Raw genomic sequence first — 26,518 nt, 5'->3', positions numbered from 1 at the left:
GATTTGCATCAAGGACCATTGCCATGTCTGCCAGTTCCAACCCCTCGTCAGCCCGTCACGGCAAACACCGCCTGATGACCAGTTGCGCGGTCGCCGCAGGGATGATGGCGTTGGCGTGCGGTGGCCCGGCATTGGCGCAGGTTGCCGGCACAGGAACGTTCGTCAGCGGAGGAGGCGCGGGCAGTTCGATCGTCGACAGTGGCGCGACCAATACGACGACCGTCACGCTGGGATCGAACCAGAGCATCATCAACTGGGTGCCGACCGATACCGCACCGACGGGCGGGGCCATCGACTTCCTGCCCGATGGCGAGAATCTGAACTTCATCGGCACCGGCGGCTATACCGTCCTCAACCGCTTCGTCGACGGCGGCGGCGGCAGTCTGAGCCGCCAGATTGCGCTCAACGGCACGGTCAACAGCTATATCGGATCCACCACCGGGCCGCGCGGCGGCAATATCTGGTTCTATAATGCCGGCGGCATCTTGATCGGCGCGAGCGGCGTCATCAACGTCGGCAGCCTTGTGCTCACGAGCAACGACATCGACACGACGGGCGGCCTGCTCGATCCGACCGATGGCTCGATCCGTTTCCGCGGTGCGTCGGGCGGCCTGTCGTCGATCACGGTCAACGGCAGCATCACCGCCGGAAACACCCTCGATCCGGGCAGCAGCTATGTTGCGATGGTCGCCCCGCGCATCGTGCAGGCGGGCTCGGTCAGCGTCGACGGCTCGGCGGCCTTCGTGGCGGCAGAACAGGCCGACATCCGTATCAACGGCGGATTGTTCGATATCAATGTACTCGTCGGCGCCGAAGGCGGCACGGTCATCACGCACAGCGGAACGACGACGGGCCCTGCGCATCAGCAGGGCGATACCGACCAGAGCCGCATCTATATGGTCGCGATCCCGAAAAATGTCGCGGTCGGCATGCTCGTGTCGGGCAATGTCGGCTATCAGGATGCAATGTCGCCGCAGATCGAACCCGACGGCGCGGTTCGGCTGTCGGCGGGATATAATATCGTCGGCGGCGAACTCGACACGACGCCGGTCAACGGCGTCGCAGCCAATATAACCGTCACCGACACGATCTTCGACAGCAGCGTCGTCGCGCAGGCGAGCGGCGCCTTTGTAGGCGGGCCGCTGCTGCCGCTGGCGGGAATGGGGCCGCCGATCAACAATCCGGGGCCGACTGCCGACGGGCGGCTTGTCGTTCTTGGCGATGCGACCTTCATCGGCGATGCCAGCGCAACCCTGACCGTCGGCGCGACGCAACAGGTCGGTGCGACGGGCAATATGGTCGTGCAATCGGGCGGCGCCAACGGTGCGGCCGGCACGGCATCGGTCAATGTCGCGGAGGGCGGCTCCCTCGTTACGCTTGGCGACCTGTCGGTTCTTGCGAACGGGGTAGCCGACAGCCTGACCGGCGACAGCGAGGGCGGAACCGCGTCGATGAATGTCGCGGGCAACCTGACATCGAACCTCGTGACGGTTGCATCGCAAGGGTCGGGCGCGGGCAATGCGGCCGTGGGCGGAACCGGAACCGGCGGCAACGCGAGCTTTACGCAAACGGCGGGTTCGACGTCGGTCGGATCACTGGTCGTCGCAGCCGACGGCAGCGGCGGCATGGGTGACGGCACGCCGGGATCGGGCGTCGGTGGGTCGGCTTCGATCACGCTGACCGGCGGCACGATCGGCGCCGGCGATATTTCCGCAACGGCAAATGGCCTCGGCGCCACCGGTACGACCGGCAGCGACGAGGATATGGCGAATATCATTCCCGGCGGCGCAGGCGGAACGGGTCGGGGCGGCGACGTCACCATCACGATCGATGGCACCGCAGTGGTCAGCACGACGTCGGTCACGGCGTCGGCCAGCGGTCGGGGCGGGGACGGCGGCGATTTCGTCAATGTTTTCAGCTTCAGCGGAAACCCCGGCCCGACGGGAGACGGCGGCGACGGCATCGGCGGCACCGCGACGGTCAACAACTTCGGCGGCACCACCATTGCCGAGGATATGGTAGCCGACACGTCGGGATTCGGCGGGGACGGCGGCAGTTCCTTCTTTTCGAGCAGCAGCGGCGGCGCGACCGGCGTCGGCGTCGGCGGAACCGGCGGATCGGGGCAAGGCGGGGTTTCGACAATCAACCTCACTGCTGCGGTCGACCCCGGCGTGGCACTGTCCGCCTTTGCGCAAGGCACGGGCGGCGATGGCGGTCAGCATAATGTCGGCGGGACGGGCGGATCGGGGCTCGGCGGTCTCGCGCAAGCGATCGTCGACGATTTCGACGCCGGTGACCTTGGCGTAACGCTCGACTCGCGTGCCGTGGGCGGCGCGGGATCGGACGGCCGCGATGGCGCGGGGGGCAATGGCGGCGATGCCGTCGGCGGCGTGTCGCTCGTGCTTGCCGACGGTCCGAACGCCAATGTTTCGGTGACACAGGGCAATTTCCTGACCTTCGGCTCGGGGGGCAATGGCGGCAACGGGGCGCTTGGCTTTGGCGCGAGCCCTGCAGTTTCGCCGTCGGGTGGCAATGGCGGAAGCGGAACAGGCGGGCAGCTCGCGCTGATCGCGACCGACGGCGGCACGGTGAACCTGCCTGCCCCGACGAGCGGCAACATCCTGCTCGAAAGCGCGGGTTTTGGCGGCAATGGCGGCGATGGTGCCGACGGAGGCTTCATCGACGGCTCGGGCGGCGGCAATGGCGGCAATGGCGGCGCCGGAATCGGCGGCGAAGTGCTGTTGTTCGGCGACGGCGGCACCGTGACGTCCAACGGTAACGCCATCGACATCGCCGCCTATGGCGTATCGGGAACGGCGGGGGCCGGGGGCGCCGGAACGGGAACGGGCGTCGACGGCGCCGACGGCATTGTGACCGAAGACGAAGGCGGGCACGTGACGCTCGACGCTGTCGGCTCGCCAACCGGATCGCCGGGTTTCGTCGGCCTTGGCGACACGACGATCGCGACAAATGGTACGCGTGCTGGGCGCGTCGTCCTGCGCACCGGCGCGGGCGGCACGATCGAACTGTCGAGCCTCGACGTCCAGGCGCTCGGCTTTGCCGATCCAACCAACAACGATCTCGACGAAGCCACATCGGGCATTTTCCTCGGCACCGCGGGCGGCAGCATCACTTCCTTCGGGTCGGTGTCGCTGACCACCGACGGCTCGGTCGGGGTCTATGCAACGTCGGACGGTTATGTCGACGCCGGTGACGATCTGGTCATCCAGGCGGGCGACCAGATCGACATTCGCCACGACGCACGCGAAGGGACCGTTCCGACAATCCACGCCGCGGGCATATTCGCGGCGACGGCGGGAACAAGCATCGCTGGCGCGCCCGGCAGCATCCTTTCCGCCGACGGGACGATGACGCTCGACGCCAATGGCCCGACGGGCACGATCGTGGTCGACACGCTCAACGGCGGCAGCGACATCGTGATGAGCAGCACGAGCGATGCGAGCGTCGAACATGCGGAGGCGGTCAACGACTTCACTGCCACGGTGGGCAGCTTCACCACCGGCCTCAACTCGATCATCACCGGCGGCGACATCACCGTGACCTCGCCAGGCGCGGTCGACCTGGGCAATTCGACCGCAGGCGGCTTTGTCTTTGTCGATGGCCAATCGATCGCCTTCAATGCCATCGACGCGGGCGATTTCGTCAGCCTGAACGCGACCGGCACTGCCCCCGGCGCCGAAGGTATCGCCGGCGGCTCTATCACTGCTCTCGGTAGCATCGACCTGTTCGGTAACAGCGTCAGCGTCGCCAGCATAACGGGCGACAACTCGATGTCCGCCATCGGTACGGGCGGAAGCGTCGCCATCGACCAGGCCGATGTCGCGGGACTGATTACCGTGTCGGCGGTCGGCGACGTGACGGGCAGCTATTCGGCCGGCGGCGACATATTCCTCGGCTCCGGCGCCAATATCACGGCCAGCGTCAACGCAGCCGGGGGCTTTCCCGATCCGCAGAATGGCGATGCGCCGCTGGCAGGCAACGGCTTTGTCGACGCGGCGGGCGATGTCGCCCTGACCGACAGCAGCACCGCGGGGATGATGGGGGTCAACGGCGACGGATCGGTAACGCTGACCAATGCGACCGCGGGCGAAGACATATTGGTAATCGCCGGAACGACCGCCAACCTGACCGACGTGACCGCGGGAGACGACATCGGCGTGCGCGCCAACGGCGACATCACCATCGCCAACGCGACCGCCGATGCGAGCGGGATCGACGGATTCGAACTGTTCTTCGCGCGCGGATCAGGCTTCACGATCGGCATGGGCGGAGGCAGCAGCTCGCTCGACGGGTCGGACATCGTCCTCGCCTCTGCGACAGGTGCCGTCGATGCCGCGGGATTGTCGGCGGGCGACGACATATTGATAAGCGCAGCGACGACCATCGCGGTCGACGGCGCGACGACGCTGGGCACCGGCCTCAACGGCGGCGACAGCAGCATCCGCACGACCGGCGCAGCGACGACGCTCGCCAATATCGACGCGTTCAGCGACGTCGCCGTCGATTCGACCGACAGCGTCGATATGACCGGTCCGGTCGGCGCCGGGCGCAATATTGCGATCACCGCCGCCGGTCCGATCACCGGCGGCTCGGTCGCGGCAACGGGCGACGTCTTGCTCGCGAGCAGCGACGGGGCGATCGCCATCGACGGGCTTTCGGCGGGCGGGACCGTCGACGCGAGCGGCCTTTCGGCCGCAATCGCCGGTTCGGGCGCACTGACGTTCAGCAATCTCGTCACCGATGTCGGCGACGCGACGGTGCAGGCGGGCAGCCTGACAATATTCTCTGCCGATGTGGCAGGGAACGCGCAATTCGCGGCAACCAGCGGGCAAATGGCGCTGACCTCGATCACCGTCGGCGACACGCTTGGCGCCTCGGCACTGACGACGATGTTCGTCGACGGAGCGATTGCCGCGCGCTCGATCGCGCTGGCGTCGGCCGACATCGACATCGGCCCGTCGGCGCAGGTGGGCAGCGCCGGTCTGACCGATAACCTGTCGCTTACGAACAACAGCAGCGACGTGCAGACCTTCATCGGCGGCACCGGAACGCGCGCGGGTTACCACCTCGACGCCGACGAAATGATGCGCATTTTCGGCACCGCGATAGAGATTGTCGCGCCCGATGTGCAGGATGTCGGCAGCGGATCGGTCGGGTCGGCCGCACCGCCCGACGTCATCGTCGACAGTTTCACCGTAGCCGGCGGAACGCCGGGTTCGAACATCGGCGCGAGCGGCGCGCTGACGATCCGCACACCGGGCAAGATGCGCGTCATCGGCAATGTCCAGATGACAGGGCTTACGGCCAACAACAGCCTCAACCTCTTCGCCGACGACGCGCTCGAGGTGATATTGGGCCAGGGCAGCGTCAGGCTCGACAATGGCGGCGTCCCGACCGGGATGCTCAACATGGCGTCGGACGACATCATCGTCGCGACTGCGGCCGCCATCGCCGACGTTGCCGCGGCGAACTCGACCGACGCGATCGGGGCGCGGCTTGCGGAGAATGACGGCATAGTGCTCAGCGACGGCGCGCTGTTTACGGGCGGCATCAACGCGGCTGTCAGCGGCGGATTTTACGTACAGAACAGCGGCACCAGCAGCGACTTTGACGCGCGCCGCGGGTTCACATTCGGGACGCAGGGGCTCAATGTCGATACGCTCGGTTCGAATGTGCGCGTCGTCATCAACGGCGTGCGACTGGAGGCCAACGGGCAGATCACCGGACTCGACGTGCTCCCGTTGCTAAGCTTCAACGGCTCGGCCCCGACCGCGGGCACCTACGACCCGCGCTCGACGCTCAACGGCTGCCTGATTGCCAACCCCGGCGTTTGCGGCATTTTCCCGCCGTCATCGCCCGAGTCCGAAAGCGACTTTCCGGTTCAGGACGTCATCGAAGAAACGAGCGAGAGCGACGAGGATGGCGAAGGCAATGTCCTGTCGGCGCCGCTCATCACGATGCGCGACCTCGACCCGCTGACCGGCGAGCCGTTGCTCGACGACCCCGTGACGGGCGCGGGCAACGACGATCTGTGGACACCGACGACCGAATAGCGCCGCAACCCGCGCGCTGGCTTTCGGTTGACGGGAAACCCCGGCGCGGGGCATGGGCCAAGCCATGACCGATGCCCCTGCCCCGCCGCTCAAGCTGTTCAACAGCCTCACGCGCCGTCTCGAAATCTTCGAGCCCGTCCACCCCGGCGTTCCTGGCGATCCGGCGAACCCGCCGGAGGCGCGCGTCTACAGCTGCGGGCCGACGGTCTATAATTACCCGCATATCGGCAATATGCGCGCCTACGTCTTTGCCGACACGCTCGGGCGCACGCTGTCGTTCAAGGGTTACAAGCTCACGCATGTCATCAACATCACCGACGTCGGCCATTTGACCGACGACGCCGATGCGGGCGAGGACAAGCTCGAGAAAGCGGCCGCCGAAAAGGCGCAATCGATCTGGGATATCGCGCGGCACTATACCGAGGCTTATTGGGCCGATGTGAAGGCGCTCAATATCCGCCAGCCGGCGCACTGGTCGATCGCGACCGATTATGTCCCGCAGATGATCGAGTTCGCGAAGGCGATCGCCGACAAGCATTGCTACGAGCTCGACAGCGGCCTCTATTTCGACACGTCGACCGTCGCCGACTACGGCCGCCTCGCGCGCCATGCCACCGATGAAGGCGAAAGCCGCATCGATCCCGTCGACGGCAAGCGCCACCCCGCCGACTTCGCGATCTGGCGCAAGACCCCGCCGGGCGAGAAGCGCCAAATGGAATGGGATTCGCCCTGGGGCAAGGGCGCACCGGGCTGGCACCTCGAATGCTCGGTGATGTCGGAGGCCCTGCTCGGCTTCCCCTTCGACATCCACACCGGCGGCATCGACCATCGCGAGATCCATCATCCGAACGAAATCGCGCAGAACCAGGCGCACAGCTGCTCTGCCGACAGCGGCGCGCGCATCTGGATGCACAATAATTTCCTCGTCGAACGCTCGGGCAAGATGTCGAAATCGAGCGGCGAGTTCCTGCGCGTGCAACTGCTCATCGACAAGGGCTACCACCCCCTCGCCTATCGCCTGATGTGCCTCCAGGCACACTATCGCAGCGAGCTGGAGTTTTCTTGGGAGGGGCTCGGTGCGGCGCTGACGCGGTTGAAGCGGCTGGTGATGGCTGTCGAAAAACTTGATCCTCCCCGGAACGGGGAGGTGGCATCGCACAGCGATGACGGAGGGGGGCGGCGTCCTTCCGCCGATGCAGTGCAAGACCGCCAACCCCCTCCACCGGCTTCGCCGGTCCCCCTCCCCGTTCCGGGGTGGGTCGCAGACCTACTGGCAAAGTTTGACGCCGCCATGTCGGACGATCTCAACACGCCCGTCGCGCTGACCCTGCTCGAGGAAGCCGCAGCGATGAAAAAGGTCGACGCGAGCCAGAAGCGCGCGGCGTTCGCCGCGATGGACGCGGTGCTCGGCCTCGATCTGCTGACCATCGAGCGCGCCGACCTGCGTGTCCGGCCGAAGACCGCGACAATCGCCCAAGAAGAAATCGAAACCACGCTCGCCAAACGCAAGGAAGCCCGCGCCGCCAAGGATTTCGCCACCTCCGACAAACTCCGCGACGAACTGATCGCCGCGGGCGTCGAGGTGATGGACGGCGACCCGCTCGGCTGGGACTGGCGGCTGGAAGCGTAAGCGGCCCCTCCGTCAGCGCTTTGCGCTGCCACCTCCCCATTGCAAGTCAATGGCGAGGATCGTTAAGAGCCAATCCTCCCCATCGACTTGCGATGGGGAGGGGGACCGCCCGCGCAGCGGGTGGTGGAGGGGCAACGACGGTGCGTCCAGACAAACCCGCTTGGACCATCCGCCGCGCCAAACGGCTCCGCCGCCAACTCACCCTGCCCGAAACCCTGCTCTGGCAAATCCTGCGCACCGCGCCCGGCGGCCACAGGTTCCGCAAGCAACATCCCGCCGGCCCCTTTATCCTCGATTTCTTCTGCGCCCGCGCCAATCTCGCGATCGAAATCGACGGCATCGCGCACGATATGGGCGACAACCCCGCACACGACGAACGGCGCGACGCCTGGTTGCGCGCCAATCGGATCGATACGATCCGCATTTCCGCCCGCGCGGTGCTGGACAGCGCCGAGACCGTCGCCCAATCTGTTGTCGATATGGTCGAAGACCGCCTGAACAGATTCGGAAAAGCCCCTCCGTCATCGCTTCGCGATGCCACCTCCCCATCGCAAGTCGATGGGGAGGATCAAAAGGATCGTTTATGACCAAAACCGTCACCGTCCTGTCGGGCCTTATCCGCCCGCTCGTCGAAAACCGCCTGCCCGACTGGGTCGAGCCGCGTTTCTTCCTGTCGAAGGACGAAGCCATGGCGCTCGCTCCCGAGGCGGAAATCGGCTGGTTCGACATGTACGACAAGAAGGACATGGCCGCGGTCATCACCGCTGCGACAAACCTCAAATGGCTGAACTCGATCTACGCCGGGGTCGACGGCATGCCGCTCGATCTGCTCGCCAGGCGCGGGACGGTCGTCACCAACGGCGCCGGCATCAACGCGATCACCATCGCCGAATATGTCGTGATGGGGATGCTCACCATCGCCAAGGGCTATCGTGAGGTGGTGCGCGCGCAGGACCGGCGCGAATGGCTCACCGACTCGCCGGGCAAGATCGAGCTGTTCGGGTCGAAGGCGCTGCTGCTCGGCTATGGCGCGATCGGCAAGCTGGTCGAGGAACGGCTGCGGGCCTTTGCTGTCGACGTGACGATCGTGCGCCGCTCGCCGGGGAAAGACACGCTGACCCCCGATCAGTGGCGGGAACGGCTCGGCGAGTTCGACTGGGTGATCCTCGCGGTTCCCGCGACCCCCGAAACCGACGGAATGATCGGCGCGGCCGAACTCGCGGCGATGAAGCCGACCGCGACGCTCGTCAACATCGCGCGCGGCAGCGTCGTCGATCAGGATGCGCTCGTGGCCGCGCTCGACCAGAAACGCCTCGGCGCCGCCTTCCTCGACGTCACGACACCCGAGCCGCTGCCCGAGGACGATCCGCTGTGGAGCCTCGATAACGCGCATATCACCATGCACCTGTCGGGCCGCGCGCAGGACAAGATGTTCGTGCGCTCGGCGGAGCGCTTCCTCGAAAATCTCGACCGCTGGAAAACCGGCGAGGACGTTACGCCGCAAGTGAATCTGACATTGGGATATTGAGGCCTCTGCGGTAACCAATCTCGCGGTGCCAGCGAAATCGGGGCACGAAGATTTTCCCGGGATTAATATGCCAACCCAGACTTGTGTTGATCGCCGTCGCGTGCTGACCGGGACGACCGCCGCCCTTGCCTTTGCCGCAGCACCTTCCCTGCGCGCCCAGCCACTCGGCATTCGCGCCGTCGCCTTTGACGCATTTCCGATCTTTGACCCGCGCAGCATCGCCGCGCGCGCGCAGGACATTTACGGCGAGAAGGGCAAGGCGTTGGCGGCGCAATGGTCGGCAAAGCTATTCGGCTATAGCTGGCTCGAAACCGCTGCCGGACGTTATCGCGATTTTCGCACGATTGCCGACGCCGCGCTGCGCTTTACGGCCCGCTCGATGCAGATTCCGCTCGACGATTCAGCGCGGACCGCGCTCGTCGGCGCGTATGACGAACTCGCCATCTGGCCCGATGTACCTCCCGCGCTTGAACGCCTGCGTGCAGAGGGCATAAGATTGGCATTCCTGTCGAACCTTGGCGGCGCAACACTCGAAGCCAACATACGGCGCAACGACATCGCAGAATTTTTCGAGACGCCGCTGAGTACCGACCGAGTGCAGTCTTTCAAACCGTCGCCGAAAGCCTATGCCATGGCGCTCGATGCGTTCGGCATGCCGCGCGAGAATATCGGATTTGCCGCCTTTGGAGGCTGGGATGCCGTTGGCGCGACTTGGTTCGGCTATCGCACCGTGTGGGTCAACCGCTTCGGCGTCGCACCCGAACAATTCGATGCCGCCCCGGCGGTAACGAGCCGCGGGATCGACGGCGTGCTTGCGATGGCCGGTTTGTCCTAAGCGGGACGTTCCGACTTCAATTCCCTGACCAGCGGTTGCAATCGCTCGTCATATTTGGCGAGCATCGTGTGCGCGCCGGCATGGTCGTAAAAGCTGACGAGTTCGCGCCCGTTCCAGCGGTGCAGCGCATAGGCGGGGTCTTCGGCGACGATCATCGGGCGGTCGTCGGGGTGGTCCGCATCGATCGGGCGCAGGTCGAGCGACACCTGCGGCGCGGTCGACGAGCAGATCGCGACGGTTCGCCCCTCCCACGCCACGGTGACGCTGCGATGCAGATGCCCACAGATCAGCCCGCGCACCTGAGGATGACGCCGCACGACATCGGTAAAGGTCGCGACCCAAGGCTCGTCAGGGTCGGTGTTCATCCATTCGATCCCGCTTTCGACGGGCGGATGGTGCATCACGATATAGGTCGGCTTGTCGGGCGCCTTCGCCAGTTTGGCGTCGAGCCACGCCGCGCGCACGTCGCAAAAGGCGCCGCCGTGGCGTCCTTCCTCGAGCGTGTCGATCGTCACGAGGCGCAGTTCGGGAAGCTCGATCACATATTGGACAAAGCCGTTGCCGTCGTCGAGCCCGGGAAAGCGCGCGTGGAAATTGTCGCGCAGGTCGTGGTTGCCGACGCTCGGCCACACCGGAAAGGGACAGCGCGAAAAGGCGGTTTCGAGGCGGCGGTAGCTGTCGGCATCACCGCGGTCGGCGATGTCGCCCGTCGCCAGCAGCAGGTCGGGGCGGTTCGGCCCCTCGATGAGCAGGTCGAGCACGTCGTCGAGGCGCTTGCGGTTATATTCGGCCGGATTGTCCGGATCGAATCCGATATGGATATCGGTGATCTGCGCGATCAGCATATCCGTCCCCTGCTCCGGCCGGCTGGTCCGACCCCCAAAAACTCACCCGCCCTGCCTTGCCCCCTGCAAGGAAGGTGTGCGCCACGACACATCGTATAAGCCCCGCTCCCGCTTGCCTGTGATCAGGCTCACACCATAGATAGCTCGTGATGGTTGATGCGTTATTGACGACAATTGCCGCTTGCGCTCGCGCTTCGGTTGCCAGGGCTTGCCGCCGTCCGAGTGATATTCGTGGCACATCGCGCAGGGCGATTCGGTCGCGGTCTCGACCTTGACGATCCGCGCGCCGCCTTCGCCGACATGGCAATCGCGGCACTGGCGCAGCGCGGGAACGAGCAGATCGGTCGAGGCCTTCGATCCCGTCGCGGTGACATGGCAATCGGCGCACGCCGTCTCGCGGTGCGCGTCATGGTCGAACCAGCCCTTCGTCAGGAAGCGCCGCGTCTGGTTGACCGCCATCACGCGCCAATTATTTCCTGCAGCCGGCGGAAAGATCGTGTGGCAGTCGTAACAGGCGCCGCCTTCGGAAAAGACCGCGCGCACGGCGTCGGCGGCGCGCGACGGACGCGCCGCGACCTCGCGGAAATAGATGTTATAGACCTGCCCCTCGGCATATTGGCCGGGGCGCCGCCGCGCCATTCCGCCAAGTTGCAGCGGCCGCGCCGGGGGCGTCGAGCGATAATAGGCCGTCAGGTCGGCGACAACCTGATCGGGCTCGCCGTGGCGCAAGGTGCGCGTCACGCCGCCGACCGTTTCGAAGGCGAGGCTGTGACACATCGCGCAGTCGCGCTCCATCTCCACCGGCTTGATCCGCACGCCGTCGGCGTCGGGGCGGTGGCAGTTTTCGCATTCAAGCTTCTTGCCGAAATCATGGCGCCCGCGAAAACTCGCCGCCATGCGCGCGACGCCGCCGGTCGCCTGCAGATGCAGGTCATGCGGGAATTTCAGGCCGTTATAGTCGCGCCACGGCTTGCCCGGCATCGCGCGCACCGGTTTTGCCCCCGCCGCAGGGCGGACGAGGGGGCGAAGTTCGGGATGGCTCGTCCCGAAATCGGCTGCATCGGCGAGCATCGTCGGATGCCCCGCCGATTTCAGCCGTCCCGCCATACCGTCGTGGCAATCGGCGCAGAATTTCTGGGGCGTCGCCGCCATCGGACCCGCGCCCTCATGCTCGGTGTGGCAATCGACACAGCGCCCCGCGGGCTTGTTGAACGCCTCGGCAAAGCCCGCGAGCACCTTCTCGCCCAGCCCCGGCGGGTGGCGCGCGGCGAGCAGCATTGCGGTCGGAGCGCCCGCATGCGCCATGCTCATCGCCTTGTGCTCGCCCGTGTGGCAGTTGACGCAGGCGTTGTCGGTCACCGCAACGAAGGCGTCGACATGACACGACTGGCAGTCGTTCTTCAGGTTCGCGTGCGCGCTCGACAGCGGCCCCGAAAGCCACGCGCTGTCGGCATGAAAGCCGTCCGGCCGCTCGTCGACGCCGCGATAGCTGTGCCACGCCCAGATCGGCCCGATCAGGAAGGCGAGCAGCATCAGCGCCGCAAAGGTCCATGCACCGACGCGCTTGCCGAAAAGCACGCTCTGGAGCGAGAATGCCTTGACCTCGTCGACGTCCTTCGACGCCTGCGATAGCTCGTCGATGCGTTCGACGAGCAGGATGATCTTGTCGTCCTCGCGGGCGATCGTCAGCCGGTGACCGCCGAAACGCAGTTCGGCGCCCGCGGCGCTGTCGATGTCGGCCACCGTTTCGGTCCGGCCGTTGAGGTCGAAACCCAACCCCTCCTGCGCGGTCACCCGCACCGTGCGCCCGTCGCCGCTGCCGATCGTCGCATGATGCGGGTTCACCGCCAGATCGGCGACATGGATCGTGTTCGCGCTGTCGCGGCCGAGCGTGATCGTATCGCCGGGCAGCGGCTGGTCGCGGATGATCTGCTTGCCCGTCTTCGTCGTCGCGATCCGGCGCAGGATGAAGCTCATCGTCCCCCTCCCCGCCTTACCAATAGAAAAAGACGCTGATGATATGCGCCGACAGCGCCGCAATCAGCGCAAAGGTCAGCGGCACATGCACATAGAGCCAGATTTCGAGCAGCGCGCGAATACGCAGATGCGCGCGCAGCCGCGCGAGCGCCGCCTGCTTTTGCCGGAGCAGCCCAACCACCTTCTCGCGCGCTTCGGGGGCGCTGCCGTGCGACGCCGCCAGCGCGCTGAGCGCGGCCGCCGTCGCGCAGCGCGGATAGCGGCCGCTCAACCGCGCGCCGATACCGCCCGCAAACGGATTCTCGTCGAGCGAGGCGAGCACCGGCGCGGTGTCGGCGGGCGACAGCGGCTGCGCGGCAGAGTGGAGCTGGCGGTCGAACGCGCGGATTGCCTCCAGCATCTGCATCTGCGTCATCTGGTCCCGGTTGTTCGACAACGCCTGCGGGAGCGTCGCATAGACGACAACGCCATAAAGCCCCGACAAAATGACGAGCATCATCAACGCCCAGGCGAGCGTGTGGACATTCCAGCCGAGCTGGAAGCCGGTGTGCCAGGTTCCGATGACGATCAGGCTCAATCCCAGATAGACATGCGCCGAGGTCCACGCCTTCAGCGACCAGTAATCGCTCGTCATCTTGCGCTTGCGATAGCCGAGCGCGGTGAGCCACAGGATCAGCAGTGCGCCGATCGTGCCGAGCGTATAGCCGTACCAGCTGCCGCCATTGTGACGCGGCGTCACGTCGATCAGCGCGTAGCTGACGATCACGATCAGGCCGAGCGCGCCCGAAATCTTCGCCCAGCGAAATCCCGCATAGCGCAGAAACCCCTCGTGCTGGCGTTCGCGCACCCGCTCGGTCTGCGTCGCCCGGTTGCGGCGGCGGCGAAAGATCGACGCCATCAGTCGGTCGCCTCGTCGAGCCGCGCGATCGACAGAAATTCTTCGGGCGACACGCGGATAGCGGCGCCGGTAGGGCAGGCGCGCACGCAGGCCGGTCCGCCCGCCAGCCCCTTGCACATGTCGCATTTGACGGCAATTTTCTTGGGCTTTTCGTCGCCGAGCTGCTTCTTGGTCCATTTGGGCGAAGGTTCGCCCGGCCCCGGCCCCTTGCCGAGCAGCAGCCAGCTCAAGAGCCCGGGCTTGGGCGGGGGCGCTGCCTCCATGCGGATCACGCCATAGGGACAGTTGCGCATGCAATTGCCGCAGCCGATGCACCCCGGTTCCATGAACACCTCGCCATCGGGGCCGCGGTGGATGACGTTGGGCGGGCAGTCGGCCATGCAGTGCGGATGCTCGCAGTGGCGGCAGCTGGTAGGGACGTGCAGGTGGGCGAAGGTCTTCCCCGCCTCGCGGTCGAGCCGCGACAGGCCTTCATGGCTGTCGGCGCACGCCTTTTCGCAATTGTCGCAGCCGACGCACAGATTTTCGTCGATCAGCAGCGCATCGGTCGCCTCGCCCAGCCCCTCTTTCATGATGAAGCTGGCGGTGTCCGAATAGAGATCGACCGCGCTCGAATAGCTCGCCTTGCGCGATTCGATGAAGCTGTTCATCTGCGCGCGTTCGGCGACCGCCGCTTCGGTCGCGGCGCGCACCTGCGGCCGCGCCGCGAGCATCGCCTTGAAGCCCGCGCCGGTGAGCTTGATCACTTCGCTACCGACGGCGGCCTTCACCGTTGCATTGCGCGGCTCGTCATTGAGCACCGCCATCTCGCCGAAATAGCTGCCCGCGGGCAAATAGCGGAGGAAGATCGGTTTGCCGCCGATATCCTTTTCGACCACCATCGACCCTGACCGGATGACATAGACATCGTCGCCCGCGTCGCCTTCCTGAAGGACGACCTTGCCCGCAGGCACGCGGATCACCTCGGCCTCGTCGACGACGGGGGCCAGATCCTCCACCGTCAGCCCGCCCTTGAAAATCTGGAGCAGCTGGCGTTCGAGCGAAATGCGATTGATCACGCGCTTGGCGCCGGGGACCGCAGCCATCAGCTTGAGCGCGGCGGTGCGCGACACCTCGACAAATATCGCGTCGGCGCCCGCGCGGATCGTCGCGCCGCGCTTGCGCCCCGAAATCAGCCCGACCTCGCCGAATATCGATCCCTGCTCGATCGGCACGGTGATGTCCGGTCCGACCTCTACCTCGGCATGGCCATCGGCGATGGCGAACAATGACGACCCCGGCTCGCCCTTTTCGAACACCACCTCGCCCTTGCGGTAAAAGGCAACCTTCGAATCGAGCATGAACTCGCGCATCTGAAGCGGCGACACATCGGCAAAAATCCGCACCCGTTCGCGCAGATAGTCGAGCCACTCGCTCACCGATTTCTGCTGCGGCAGGCCCGCAAAGATCGCCGCCAGATCCTTTTCGTCCGCCGGGGTCAGGCTGGTATTGCCATTGATGAACTCGACGACGTCATAGCCCTGGTTCATGCAATGCTTGATCAGCGGATAGCCCGCGAGCGCGCCGATCACGAAAATGCCGGGGACGGTCGATTCAAAGGTCGGCGACAGTTTCGGAAAGGCCTCGCGGTCGGGACCGGTAAATTCGATCCCCATCGATTCGACGAAGCCGCGCGGTGCAACCGAACCCAGCCGCGCAACAATCACGTCGCACGGAATCTTCTCTTCGCCGTCGGGCGTTTCGAGCATCAGCCAGCCCGGTTCGACCTTCTTGGGCTGCGTCTCGGTTCGGATGCTCAGCAGGCCATTCTCGCCCGCGTCCATCATATCGGAGACATTCTTGGCCTTGGCGCGCGCAAAATCCTTTGAGCGGTTGAGGATGGTGACGGTATTTTCGAGCGCTTCCTCGGCGACGCCCAACGCATTTTCGATCCCCGCGTCGCCCGATCCGACGACGGTGATATGCTTGTCCTTGAAATCTTCGGGATCATCGACCTGATAGATAATATGCGGCAGGTCGAACCCTTCGCAGCGCAACCGGTTCGGATTGCCCTGCGTCCCGATCGCGAGCACGATATTCTCGGCCCGGTACACATCGCCCTTCGCGGTCTTGATCGCGAAATCGCCCTTTTGTCCCGTCACCTCGACGACATCGGCGTGATAGGCCACATTGACCTTGTTGTTCGCCGCATCCTCGTCCCAATTGCCAAGGATAAATTCGCGCGCGCCCTCTGCAAAACGACAGTCGGAGCGCAGGTCCAGCCGCTCGGGCGTCGCGAGCACGCGCTTGCCCTTCTGATATTTGAAAATCGTGTCGGACAGATGGTCGGTCTTTTCGAGCAGCACATGGCTCATCCCGAGCTGCCCCGCACGCGAGGCGGCGCTGAGCCCCGCGGGGCCCGATCCGATGATCGCGACCTTGACAGCTTCGCTCATCGGCGCACGACCGCTTGACGCCAGGTAACCGGCGTCCGACTGGTCCTGAAGCTGACGAATGCGCGAACGGGCATCCCAATCCCCCCATCGCCAGCCCCTCCGGCGAGTCCAATACGGATGCGACCCGAACTTATGTCCTGGCGATAGCGCTATGCCCTTGAAAGCGGAGGAACGTCAACCGGCGTGGGCGAATTTCTGGCGCCGTTCAGGCGAGTTCGAACAGCTTGGCAAGCTTGTCCGACGCGACCGGCTCAAACCGCGACCAGCCATCGGGTCCGAGCCGTTCGAGCGGGCGAAAGCGCGCCTTGTAGGCCATGCGCGTCGACCCGTCGATCCAATAGCCCAGATAGACATAGGGAAGCCCTGCATTGGCGGCGCGCAGGATATGGTCGGTGATGATATAGGTCCCCAGCCCTTCGCGCAGCGGATGATGTGCGTCGAAAAAGCTGTAGATCATCGACAGGCCGTCGCCCTGGCGGTCGGTCAGGCAGCAGCCGACCAGTCGCCCTCGGCTGCCGTCGTCGGTGGGCTCGCGATATTCGATCATGAAACTGTCGACCGGAGTCTGCTCGACCATGTCGGCGAAATCCTGCTCGTCCATGTCGGCCATTCCGCCGTCGGGGTGACGCGAGGCCAGGTAGGAACGCAGCAGCGCATATTGTTCATCGGTTGCCCAGGGCTTGCAGGCGCTGACCTTCAGATCGCGATTGCGGCGGATCGTGCGCTTTTGCGAGCTGCTGGGCTTGAACTCGGTTGCGCACACGCGCACCGACACGCACGCCGAACAATCGGCGCAGCTCGGACGATAGGCAACCGACTGGCTGCGCCGGAATCCGATGCGGCCAAGCGCGTCGTTCAGCTCGCTTGCATTATTGCCGTTCAGCTCGGTGAACACCTTCCGCTCGGTCTTGCCCGCGATGTAAGGGCACGGCGCGGGGCTCGTTACGAAGAAACGCGGGAAGCGGAATGGTGCGGACACGCGAAATGGACCTCCGGGCTTGCAAAGCTGATCCCCCAACGCGGGAGCGACCGGCTAATTGCACCGAATATGCCGTGCAGCGTCAATGGTGCAAAGTCCGTTTACCATTTTTACACGTCCCGGACTGAATCAGTTCGAAAATTTTCTGAATCGCCCGGTAACTTTTGTGCCGTTTTGAATCGTTCAGGCGTAACCCTTGAGCTCGTCGCCGGTCAGCGTGGCGACGTGAAGCACGTTCGTCGACCCCGGCGTGCCGAACGGAACGCCGGCCATCATCACCAGTTTCGACCCCGCTTTTCCGATCCGGTGGCGCAGCGCCATGCGCTTGCCCTTGGCGATCATCTCCTCAAAGCTGTCGATGTCGCGCGTCGAAACGGCGTGCGCGCCCCACAGCAGCCCCATGCGCCGCGCCGCCTCCTTGCGCGGCGTCAGCACGAGCAGCGGCGCGCCCGGCCGCTCGCGCGCAACGCGGCGTGCGGTCGACCCCGATGCGGTGAAACAGATGATCGCGTCGGCGCCGATCGTCCCGATGATGCTCCCCGCCGCTTCCGCGAGCGCATCGGCGGTCGTCGCGTCGGGTGCGGTTTCGGTGAAATGCAGGCGCCGGAAATAGTCGGGGTCGCTCTCGACCGAGCGCGCGATCGAATCCATCATCGTCACCGCTTCGACCGGCCAAGCGCCCGCGGCGGTTTCGGCCGACAGCATGATCGCGTCGGCGCCGTCATAGACCGCGGTCGCGACGTCGGACACCTCGGCGCGCGTCGGCGAGGGCGAGACGATCATCGATTCGAGCATCTGCGTCGCGACGACGACGGGCTTGCCCATGCGGCGCGCGGTCGCGACGATCCGTTTTTGCAGCGGCGGCACCGCCTCTGGCGGCAGTTCGACGCCAAGGTCGCCGCGCGCGACCATCGCCGCATCGGCGATCTCGAGGATTTCCTCCAGCCGCTGCACCCCCGAAGGCTTTTCGAACTTGACCAGCAACGCCGCCTTGCCGCCGATCAGGCGGCGCGCCTCGGCAACGTCCTCGGGGCGCTGTACAAAGGACAGCGCAACCCAGTCGACATTCTGTTCGAGCGCGAAGGCGAGGTCCTTGCGATCCTTTTCGGTGAGCGCGGCGAGCGGCACGACGACGTCGGGAACGTTTACGCCCTTGCGATCCGAAATCTTGCCGCCAACCTCGACCGTCGTTTCGATGCGGTCGGCGCTGACGCTTTGAACGCGCAGCACCAGCTTGCCGTCGTCGATCAGCAGCCGGGTATCGGGTTCGAGCGCTGCAAACAGTTCGGGGTGGGGCAAGTGAACGCGCGTCGCATCACCTGCCGCCTTGTCGGCGTCCAGGACGAACGGCGCGCCTTTGGCCAGCTCGACGGGTCCATCCTTGAACGCTCCGACTCGCAGCTTCGGCCCTTGCAGGTCGACGAGGATCGTCGTCGGGCGCCCCGTCTCCTTTTCGAGCGCGCGGATCGCCGCGATGACCCTGGCATGGCCCGCATGGTCGCCGTGGCTCATATTGACGCGGAAGGCATCGGCGCCCGCGCGGTGCAGCGCCGCGATCATTTCGGGGTTCGCGCTGGCGGGGCCAAGCGTCGCCAGAATACGTACCTTGCGCTGGCGGGGGGTAAAGCTCTGGACCACGATTGCTCCGCTATGTCATCTTTGGTTATGGCGACCGCATGGCGCGCCGCGCGCGCCAGTGCAACCGCCGTATAGCTATTCATCAACGAACGGAGAAACCCCATGTCATGCAGCGACGACCCTTTGGCGACCGGCGATGCGCTCGACAGCCTCGACGATGCGGTCGCGGCGGCTGCCTTCCGCCGGCTCGTCCGCCTGCTCCGGCACCGCCACGATGCAGCCAACATCGACCTGATGGGACTCGCGGGATTTTGCCGCAACTGCCTCGGCGACTGGATCGCCGAAGCGGGAGACATGGACAAGGAGAGCGGCCGCGCAATCGTCCACGGCATGCCGACCTCCGAATGGAAGGCGCGCCATCACACCCCCGCCACCCCCGAACAGCTTGCCCGGATGGAAGAAAGCATGGCGAAGAATCCTTGAGGCCGCTAGGTGAGCGGCCAAGGCGATTCTCTTCGCCATCCCAATCCAATCCAGCGGAGTGAAAAATGAGCGAAGCCACCGTGTCCGACGAACAATTGCGCCTGTTCATCGAGCGTATCGAGCGTCTGGAGGAAGAGAAAAAGGGCATCGCCGACGATATCCGCGACGTGTATCTGGAGGCCAAGTCGCAGGGTTATGACCCCAAGATCATGCGCCAGATCGTGCGCCTGCGCAAAATGCCGCCGCACGACCGCAAGGAAATGGAAGCGATCCTCGACGTGTATAAATCGGCGCTCGGAATCGCCTGACACCGCCGCCGATATCCAGCAGGGAGAATGACGATGATCAGCACCACGACCAATGCGATCGAAGGCCATCCGGTCCGCGAATATCTGGGCATCGTCACCGGCGAAGTAATCGTCGGCGCCAATCTGTTCCGCGATCTGTTCGCCAGCATCACCGACATCGTCGGCGGCCGCTCGGGCAAATATGAGGACGTCCTCGCCCGCGCGCGCAAACAGGCGATTGCCGAAATGGAGGGCGAAGCGGTGCGGCTCGGCGGCAATGCCGTGATCGGCGTCGACCTCGACTATGAAGTCCTCGGCCAGAACGGCTCGATGCTGATGGTCAGCGCGTCGGGAACCGCCGTGGTTGTCTGAAACGGCTCGCCGCGCTAGGGGCGACGCCAGATTATCCCGTTGATGGAGGTAGGCCGTGGCCGGCCATAGTAAATTCAAGAACATCATGCACCGCAAGGGTGCACAGGACAAAAAGCGCAGCAGCCTCTTTTCGAAGCTGAGCCGCGAAATCACCGTGGCGGCCAAGATGGGTTTGCCCGATCCCGACGCCAACGCGCGCCTGCGCGCCGCGGTCAACGCCGCCAAGGCGCAGTCGATGCCAAAGGACAATATCCAGCGCGCGATCGACAAGGCGAGCGGCGGCGACGGCGAGAATTACGAGGAAATCCGCTACGAAGGCTATGGCCCCGGCGGCGTGTCGCTGATCGTCGAGGCGCTGACCGACAACCGCAACCGCACCGCGACCAACGTCCGCACCGCCTTCAGCAAGAATGGCGGCAATCTCGGCACATCGGGCAGCGTCAGCCACGGTTTCGACCGCCTTGGCATGATCAGCTATGCGGCAAGCGCGGGCGACGCCGACACGGTGTTCGAAGCCGCGCTCGACGCGGGCGCCGACGACGTCGAATCGTCCGATGACGGCCACGAAATCTGGACCAGCGTCGATAGCCTGCACGAAGTCGCGAAAGCCCTTGAGGCCAAGCTTGGCGAAGCCGAGGGCGTCAAGCTCGCGTGGCGCCCTACGCTGAAAAGCGAAGTCGCCGACGAGGCGACCGCGCAGACATTGTTCAAGCTGATCGACACGCTCGACGACGACGACGACGTCCAGACCGTCTGGGGCAATTACGACATCCCCGACGCGGTGATGGAGAAACTGGGTTGAACCCAATCCTCCCCACTTGTGGGGAGGTGGCAGCGCGAAGCGCTGACGGAGGGGGGGTGCGGCCTTTAGCGCCGCTCGAAACCGCGTGCCCCCTCCACCGCTTCGCGGTCCCCCTCCCCGTTCCCGGGAGGATTTTTCGATGATCATCCTCGGCCTCGATCCGTCGCTCAGTTGCACCGGCTGGGGCGTCATTCGCGTCGAGAGCAGCCGAATCAGCCATATCGCCAACGGTCAGGTCAAGACCGACGCCAAGGCCCTGCTGCCCGACCGCCTTGCGCATCTCGACACGGTGCTCGCCGCCGTGATCGCCGACCATGTGCCGACCCACGCCGCGGTCGAGGAAGTCTTCGTCAACGACAATCCGCAATCGACGCTGAAGCTCGCCCACGCACGCGGCGTCGCGCTGCTCGCCTGCGCGCGCGGCGGCCTGCCGGTAGCCGAATATGCTCCGCGCCTCGTCAAGAAAGCGGTTGTCGGCACCGGCGGCGCGGCGAAAGAGCAGGTACAGGCAATGCTGCGCATACTCCTCCCCGGCGCCAAGGTCGCGGGAGCCGACGCCGCCGATGCGCTGGCGGTGGCGATCTGCCACGCCAACCATCGGCCGCGCGCCTGACCGGCATCGGTTCGATCAGGAAGCTGCTTTTGCCGGCGGCAGGTCGGGGGCGTCGTCGGGGATCGGATTGGCTTCGATATCGGCGATCAGCCTCTTCATCTCGTCGATCTCGCGCACCTGCGCCTTGATGATCTCGTCGGCGAGTTCGCGCACGCGCGGGTCGCGGATGTGCGCCCGGCTGCTCGTCAGGATGGCGATCGAATGGTGCGGGATCATCGCTTTCATATAGGAAATATCGCCGACCGTCGCCTGGCTGCGCACGAACCACAGCGACCCGGCGCCGACAATCAGCGCGCCCGCGACGATCGCGACCTTGGTGCGCTGCCCGTCGTACATGCTCCACATGAAGCCCAGCATGATCACCGCCATCGTCGCCCCCATCAGCAGCGCCATCCAGGTGCGCGTCTGGCTGTAAAATTGATGGTCGAGCGCATAGCTGTTGAGGTACATGAGGATGAACATGACCAGCGTCGAAGTCGCGATCATCGCGGCGAAGCGTCGATAGCTCATGGGGCTTCCTTTCCTGTTTGTCCCTGTTCGAACCCGCGAGGGGCGCGAAAGGTTCGCCCGAGGGCACCGCCAAATCTGTTCCCTTTTCATTCCCACCGCGCTACGCACGGGGGCATGATCGCGAAACTCACCGGACGGCTCGACAGCAGCGGCGCAGGCCATGCGGTGATCGACGTCGGCGGCGTCGGCTATCTGGTCGAGGCGTCGGCGCGCACGCTCGACGCGCTCGGCGCGGTGGGCAGCGACGTCACCATTCACACCGAAATGCTCGTCGGCGAGGATTTCCTGCGTCTTCTGGGCTTTGCGCGCGCCGAGGAACGCGACTGGTTCCGCCTGCTCACCAGCGTCCAGGGCGTCGGCGCCAAGGTCGCGCTCGCGATCCTCTCCGCGCTCGAGGTCGCCGACCTTCAGCGCGCGCTCGCGAGCGGCGACAGCGCGATGATCGCGCGCGCCAATGGTGTCGGCCCGAAACTCGCGCAGCGCATCGCGCACGAACTGAAGGACAAGGCGGGCGCGCTCGGCGGGATCGCGGGCGGCAGCGTCACCAGCCTGCCGGTCGGCGGCCCGCTCGGCGACGCCATCTCGGCGCTCACCGGTCTCGGCTTCAAGCCCGGCGAAGCGAGCGCCGCGGTTGCCGCAGCGAGCGAGGAGTTGGGCGCAGGCGCGAATTTGGATGCGCTGGTGCGCGTGGCGCTGAAAAAGGCGGCGAAATGAGCCATTCGATCATCTGGCAATTTACCGTCGCGCCCGACAATTGCGAAGCTTTCGAGGCAGGCTATCGCCCCGACGGCCCCTGGGCGGCATTGTTTGCTCAAGCCGAAGGATTTATCGAAACCCAACTGCTCAAGGATGCCGAGCAGCCCGGTGTCTATCTGACGATTGACCGTTGGGCATCGCCGCAGGCCTTCGATCGTTTCAAAAGCGAACATGCCATTCCCTATGCGGCACTCGATGCCAGCTTCGACGGGCTTGCGGCGACGGAAAGGCGCATCGGCGCCTACCACCATGTCTGAGCCCGTCGACCTCACCACCCCAATCCGCACCGCCGAGGATGCCGATGCGGCACTGCGGCCCAAGTCGCTCGCAGAATTTGTCGGGCAGGCAGCGGCGCGCGAGAATTTGCGGGTTTTCATCGAGGCGGCGAAGGCGCGCGGCGATGCGCTCGACCATGTGCTCTTTTTCGGCCCGCCGGGGCTCGGCAAGACGACGCTCGCGCAGATCGTCGCCAAGGAGCTGGGCGTCGGCTTTCGCTCGACCTCGGGACCGATTATCGCCAAGGCGGGCGACCTCGCCGCGCTGCTCACCAATCTGGAGGACGGCGACGTCCTGTTCATCGACGAAATCCACCGCCTGTCGCCCGCGGTCGAAGAAATCCTCTATCCGGCGATGGAGGACCGCGCGCTCGACATCATGATCGGCGAGGGACCGTCGGCGCGCAGCGTACGCATCGACCTTCCCAAATTCACCCTCGTCGGCGCGACGACGCGGCAGGGGTTGCTGACGACGCCGCTGCGCGACCGTTTCGGTATCCCCGTGCGGCTCAATTTCTACACCCATGCCGAGCTTGAGCAGGTGATCGGGCGCGCCGCGAGGCTGCTCGGCCTCGGTATTGCGCCCGACGGGGCGCTCGAGATTGCGCGGCGCGCGCGCGGGACGCCGCGCATCGCGGGACGCCTGCTGCGCCGCGTGCGCGATTTCGCGACCGTGGCGGGGCATGACGTCGTCGATGCAAAGACCGCCGACGCCGCGCTCAACCGGCTGGAGGTCGACGCGCTCGGCCTCGACGCGATGGACCGGCGCTACCTTACGATGATCGCCGACATCTATCGTGGCGGCCCGGTCGGGGTCGAAACGCTCGCGGCGGGATTGTCGGAACCACGCGACACGATCGAGGATGTGATCGAACCCTATCTCCTGCAGATCGGGCTGATCGCGCGCACCGCACGCGGCCGCACGCTCAACGCCAGCGCATGGAAGCATCTGGGACTCAACCCGCCCGCGGGGTCGCAGGACGGGCTGTTCGACAAATGATCCCGTCGCCCCCGCGAAGGCGGGGGCGACGAGTTTATGCCCTCCACCAAGCGGCCCTCATCTGCGACGAGCCGTCTATGAGGGCTTTGCGACGAGTCGAAGCGCGGCTATCGCTCTCCACGATGGTAAACGCCCCGCCCCCCTTCGTGCCCGGCGCCTTCGTCGGGGCCGAACATCGGTACCGCGTGCGCATCTATTTCGAGGATACCGACCTCAGCGGCATCGTCTATCACGCCAATTATCTGCGCTATATGGAACGCGCGCGGTCGGACATGCTGCGGCTTGCCGGGATCGACCAGCGCGCGGCGATGGAGGCGGGCGATGGCGCCTGGGCGGTCACCGACCTCGCGATCAAATATCGCCGCCCGGCCAGGCTCGACGACGACCTGCTCGTCGTGAGCGAGGTCGAGGCAGTGCGCGGTGCAAGCGTTGTCATCGCGCAGCGCATCCTTCGCGGTCATGATACGTTAAGCTGCGAAACGCTTACCGAGGGCCGCGTCACCGCCGCATTTCTGTCCCCCGAAGGCCGGCCGCGTCGCCAGCCCGCGGGATGGGCCGAAAGATTCACCGCGATCATGAATGGAGAGACCTCCCCTTGCTAGACAATATCTCGCTGGCCGCCGACGCGGCGACCCTGTCCCCCATCGCCCTGTTCCTGCAGGCCGACTGGATCGTGAAGGCGGTGATGATCGGGCTGCTGCTCGCCAGCATCTATGTCTGGGCCGTCATCTTCACCCACGGCACCGGCGTCGGCCGCCTGATCGGCGCGTCGGAGCGGTTCGAGCGCGATTTCTGGCGCGCGGGCAATATCGACAAATTCTATGACGAGAATGGCCGCGAGGAACTGCCGAGTGCCAAGGTGCTCGCGGCGGGAATTTCGGAATGGCGCCGTTCGACCGCCGGCAAGGCAGTCGACCGCGACGGTACGCGCGAACGGCTTGGCATCGCGATGAACAGCGCGGTTGCGGCCGAGGTTGACCGACTCGCCGAAAAGATCGGCGCGCTCGCCACCATCGGGTCGGTTGCACCCTTCGTCGGGCTGTTCGGTACCGTGTGGGGGATCATGCGCAGCTTCACTGCGATCGCGGCGTCGAACAACAGCAGCCTGGCGGTCGTCGCGCCCGGCATTGCCGAGGCGCTGTTCGCGACCGCGATCGGCCTGTTCGCCGCGATCCCTGCGGTCATCGCCTATAACGCCTTCTCGCAGCGGCTGAACCGGCTCGAATCGCGGCTCGGGCGCTTTGCCGACGGGCTTCACGCCACCTTCAGCCGCGAGCTGGAGGTCGACGCCTGATGGCGATGACCGGCCCCTCAGGCGGCATCGGCGGACGCCGCGGGCGCGGCGGACGGCGCGCGCCGATGTCCGAAATCAACGTCACGCCGCTCGTCGACGTGATGCTCGTGCTGCTCATCATCTTCATGATCACCGCGCCCTTGCTCGCCTCGGCCGTTCCCATCGACCTTCCCGAAAGCCGCGCCAAGCCGGTCGAGACCGAAGAACAGGAGCCGGTCCAACTATCGATCGGAGCCGACGACACCGTCTATATCGGCGAGGACATCGTGCCGGAGGCCGAGCTTCCCGCGCGTCTCGACGCGATCGCGCGCGAACAGCGCGACGGCGAGCGGCCGCGCCAGATCATGCTGCGCGCCGACAAGGGCCTTGAATATGGCCGGGTGATGCGGATCATGGGCGAGCTCAACCGCGCCGGGCTGACGCGCATTGCGCTGGTGACAACGGGCGCCAATGCCGAAGCCGCGCCAACCGCGAGCGCCGAAACGGTCACCGACGGTTCAGGCAGCGCGGAATAGGCTGGCACCATGGTTGCAGACGCACCACGACAGGGGAGTGAACGAACGGGCATCGCCATCGCGGTGGCGCTGCATGTCGTCCTCGTTGGCCTGTTGTCGGTGCAATGGACCGCAGGCGAGCGCCGCTTCGACAATCCGCCGATGGAGGTCGACCTGATCGCCGAAACGGCGGTGCAGTCAACGGCGCCGGTGCTCAGCGACAATCCGCCCGCCGCGCGGCTCGGCGACGAACTCGCCGACGATATTGCAGCGCCCGAACCGACGCCCGCGCCGCCGGTCCCCGACCCCATCGTCCGCCCCGACCCGGCGCCGTCGCCCAAACAGGTGTCGCGGCCCGCACCGCCACGAAAGCAGCCGCCCGCCGCCGAAAAGGCCCCGCCCAAGGCGTCACCCAAGAGCACGCCCGCCAAGGATCGTCCGACGCGACCGACCGGGCGCCTCGACGGCATCGCGGAAGGCTTGTCGAAAACGCCGCCGAAAAGCGCATCGAGCAAGGGCGCGCCCGCTGCGGCCACCGCCGCAGAGGTTCGCCGCTCGATCGACGTCAGCATCAAGGCGGCGGTCGGCCCGCGCTGGAACAGCTGCCGTGTGTCGGGAGTCGACGTCGATCAACTCAAGACCGTTGTGAGATTCCGCCTGAGCGAGTCGGGCGCGCTCGCCGGCTTTACCAGCGTCGAGACGAGCGGCGAGAACGACAGCAACCGTTTCCAGATTCAGCGCCACCAGGAATGCGCCAAGCGCGCGATCGAACTGGCGGCGCCCTTCGACCTGCCCGAGGACAATTACAGCTTCTGGCAGAATTACACGCTCGACTTCATCAAAAGGTAGGTTC

The 26,518-nt window shown here is 65.6% G+C and carries 24 protein-coding genes; 17 read left to right on the top strand and 7 right to left on the bottom strand.

Going from position 1 to position 26,518, the window contains the following annotated elements:
* Positions 1-23: 23 nt before the first annotated feature.
* The 5 genes from H7692_RS12880 to H7692_RS12860 all read left to right on the top strand — a co-directional run bounded on the left by H7692_RS12880 (position 24) and on the right by H7692_RS12860 (position 10,067).
* Positions 24-6,074: a beta strand repeat-containing protein gene (locus H7692_RS12880; protein ID WP_227340310.1), complete on the top strand. Its 6,051-nt coding sequence runs from the start codon at positions 24-26 to the stop codon at positions 6,072-6,074.
* 64 nt (positions 6,075-6,138) lie between these two features.
* On the top strand, positions 6,139-7,704 hold the full coding sequence (gene cysS / locus H7692_RS12875) for a cysteine--tRNA ligase (RefSeq protein WP_222137074.1): 1,566 nt from the start codon (positions 6,139-6,141) through the stop codon (positions 7,702-7,704).
* 140 nt (positions 7,705-7,844) lie between these two features.
* Positions 7,845-8,291 (top strand): endonuclease domain-containing protein, encoded by a 447-nt coding sequence (locus H7692_RS12870; RefSeq protein ID WP_227340309.1) that lies wholly within the window; start codon positions 7,845-7,847, stop codon positions 8,289-8,291.
* On the top strand, positions 8,288-9,232 hold the full coding sequence (locus H7692_RS12865; protein ID WP_227340308.1) for a D-2-hydroxyacid dehydrogenase: 945 nt from the start codon (positions 8,288-8,290) through the stop codon (positions 9,230-9,232). The genes H7692_RS12870 and H7692_RS12865 overlap by 4 nt, the downstream gene beginning before the upstream one ends.
* Before the next feature lie 100 nt (positions 9,233-9,332).
* Positions 9,333-10,067 (top strand): haloacid dehalogenase type II, encoded by a 735-nt coding sequence (locus H7692_RS12860; RefSeq protein ID WP_227340307.1) that lies wholly within the window; start codon positions 9,333-9,335, stop codon positions 10,065-10,067.
* Here the strand turns inward: H7692_RS12860 and H7692_RS12855 are convergent.
* From H7692_RS12855 to pyk, 6 genes are all read right to left on the bottom strand, one after another.
* The gene (locus H7692_RS12855) at positions 10,064-10,912 is read right to left on the bottom strand and encodes a phosphodiesterase (protein ID WP_227340306.1); all 849 of its coding nucleotides are present in this window, start codon (positions 10,910-10,912) and stop codon (positions 10,064-10,066) included. The genes H7692_RS12860 and H7692_RS12855 overlap by 4 nt on opposite strands.
* Positions 10,913-10,954: 42 nt before the next feature.
* Positions 10,955-12,889: a cytochrome c3 family protein gene (locus H7692_RS12850; RefSeq protein ID WP_227340305.1), complete on the bottom strand. Its 1,935-nt coding sequence runs from the start codon at positions 12,887-12,889 to the stop codon at positions 10,955-10,957.
* A gap of 16 nt (positions 12,890-12,905) precedes the next feature.
* A complete protein-coding gene (locus H7692_RS12845; RefSeq protein ID WP_227340304.1) occupies positions 12,906-13,787 on the bottom strand; it encodes a hypothetical protein in 882 nt (293 codons plus the stop codon).
* Positions 13,787-16,222: a cyclic nucleotide-binding domain-containing protein gene (locus H7692_RS12840; RefSeq protein ID WP_222137069.1), complete on the bottom strand. Its 2,436-nt coding sequence runs from the start codon at positions 16,220-16,222 to the stop codon at positions 13,787-13,789. The genes H7692_RS12845 and H7692_RS12840 overlap by 1 nt, the downstream gene beginning before the upstream one ends.
* 205 nt (positions 16,223-16,427) lie before the next feature.
* The gene (locus H7692_RS12835; RefSeq protein WP_201927940.1) at positions 16,428-17,201 is read right to left on the bottom strand and encodes an arginyltransferase; all 774 of its coding nucleotides are present in this window, start codon (positions 17,199-17,201) and stop codon (positions 16,428-16,430) included.
* A gap of 183 nt (positions 17,202-17,384) precedes the next feature.
* Positions 17,385-18,839 (bottom strand): pyruvate kinase, encoded by a 1,455-nt coding sequence (pyk, locus tag H7692_RS12830; protein WP_201927942.1) that lies wholly within the window; start codon positions 18,837-18,839, stop codon positions 17,385-17,387.
* Positions 18,840-18,941: 102 nt separating this feature from the next.
* Here pyk and H7692_RS12825 point away from each other — a divergent pair, with 102 nt between their 5' ends.
* From H7692_RS12825 to ruvC, 5 genes are all read left to right on the top strand, one after another.
* Entirely contained in the window at positions 18,942-19,262 is a 321-nt protein-coding gene (locus H7692_RS12825; protein WP_227340303.1) for a DUF1244 domain-containing protein, read from the top strand.
* Positions 19,263-19,327: 65 nt separating this feature from the next.
* Positions 19,328-19,570, top strand: coding sequence for a DUF2312 domain-containing protein (locus H7692_RS12820; protein WP_033075583.1), 243 nt, complete (start codon positions 19,328-19,330; stop codon positions 19,568-19,570).
* A 33-nt stretch (positions 19,571-19,603) separates the two neighbouring features.
* Entirely contained in the window at positions 19,604-19,921 is a 318-nt protein-coding gene (locus tag H7692_RS12815; protein ID WP_227340302.1) for a YbjQ family protein, read from the top strand.
* Positions 19,922-19,976: 55 nt separating this feature from the next.
* Positions 19,977-20,723, top strand: a complete 747-nt coding sequence (locus H7692_RS12810) for a YebC/PmpR family DNA-binding transcriptional regulator (protein ID WP_201927945.1) — start codon at positions 19,977-19,979, stop codon at positions 20,721-20,723.
* Between the two features lie 139 nt (positions 20,724-20,862).
* Positions 20,863-21,336: a crossover junction endodeoxyribonuclease RuvC gene (gene ruvC / locus H7692_RS12805; protein ID WP_227340301.1), complete on the top strand. Its 474-nt coding sequence runs from the start codon at positions 20,863-20,865 to the stop codon at positions 21,334-21,336.
* Positions 21,337-21,351: 15 nt separating this feature from the next.
* Here the strand turns inward: ruvC and H7692_RS12800 are convergent, their stop codons facing one another.
* Entirely contained in the window at positions 21,352-21,846 is a 495-nt protein-coding gene (locus H7692_RS12800; protein WP_222137065.1) for a DUF305 domain-containing protein, read from the bottom strand.
* 114 nt (positions 21,847-21,960) lie between these two features.
* Here H7692_RS12800 and ruvA point away from each other — a divergent pair, with 114 nt between their 5' ends.
* From ruvA to H7692_RS12765, 7 genes are all read left to right on the top strand, one after another.
* Positions 21,961-22,560, top strand: coding sequence for a Holliday junction branch migration protein RuvA (ruvA, locus tag H7692_RS12795; protein ID WP_227340300.1), 600 nt, complete (start codon positions 21,961-21,963; stop codon positions 22,558-22,560).
* Positions 22,557-22,859 carry an antibiotic biosynthesis monooxygenase family protein gene (locus H7692_RS12790; protein ID WP_227340299.1) on the top strand — a complete coding sequence of 101 codons (303 nt, stop codon included), beginning with the start codon at positions 22,557-22,559 and terminating at the stop codon, positions 22,857-22,859. Before ruvA ends, H7692_RS12790 begins: the two co-directional genes overlap by 4 nt.
* On the top strand, positions 22,852-23,877 hold the full coding sequence (gene ruvB / locus H7692_RS12785) for a Holliday junction branch migration DNA helicase RuvB (RefSeq protein ID WP_201927951.1): 1,026 nt from the start codon (positions 22,852-22,854) through the stop codon (positions 23,875-23,877). The genes H7692_RS12790 and ruvB overlap by 8 nt, the downstream gene beginning before the upstream one ends.
* Before the next feature lie 122 nt (positions 23,878-23,999).
* Entirely contained in the window at positions 24,000-24,479 is a 480-nt protein-coding gene (locus H7692_RS12780; protein ID WP_227340298.1) for a YbgC/FadM family acyl-CoA thioesterase, read from the top strand.
* Complete coding sequence (gene tolQ / locus H7692_RS12775) at positions 24,473-25,171, top strand: protein TolQ (protein WP_227340297.1); 699 nt, start codon at positions 24,473-24,475, stop codon at positions 25,169-25,171. The genes H7692_RS12780 and tolQ overlap by 7 nt, the downstream gene beginning before the upstream one ends.
* Positions 25,171-25,686, top strand: a complete 516-nt coding sequence (locus tag H7692_RS12770) for an ExbD/TolR family protein (protein WP_201927954.1) — start codon at positions 25,171-25,173, stop codon at positions 25,684-25,686. The genes tolQ and H7692_RS12770 overlap by 1 nt, the downstream gene beginning before the upstream one ends.
* Before the next feature lie 9 nt (positions 25,687-25,695).
* The gene (locus H7692_RS12765; protein ID WP_201927955.1) at positions 25,696-26,514 is read left to right on the top strand and encodes a hypothetical protein; all 819 of its coding nucleotides are present in this window, start codon (positions 25,696-25,698) and stop codon (positions 26,512-26,514) included.
* Positions 26,515-26,518 lie beyond the last annotated feature (4 nt).

Source organism: Sphingopyxis sp. P8 (assembly GCF_020622175.1).
In the GTDB taxonomy this organism is placed as follows: Bacteria; Pseudomonadota; Alphaproteobacteria; order Sphingomonadales; family Sphingomonadaceae; genus Sphingopyxis; species Sphingopyxis jiangsuensis.
The sequence above is the reverse complement of the archived record's forward strand: the minus strand, read 5'-3'. Positions and strand labels throughout refer to the sequence as shown.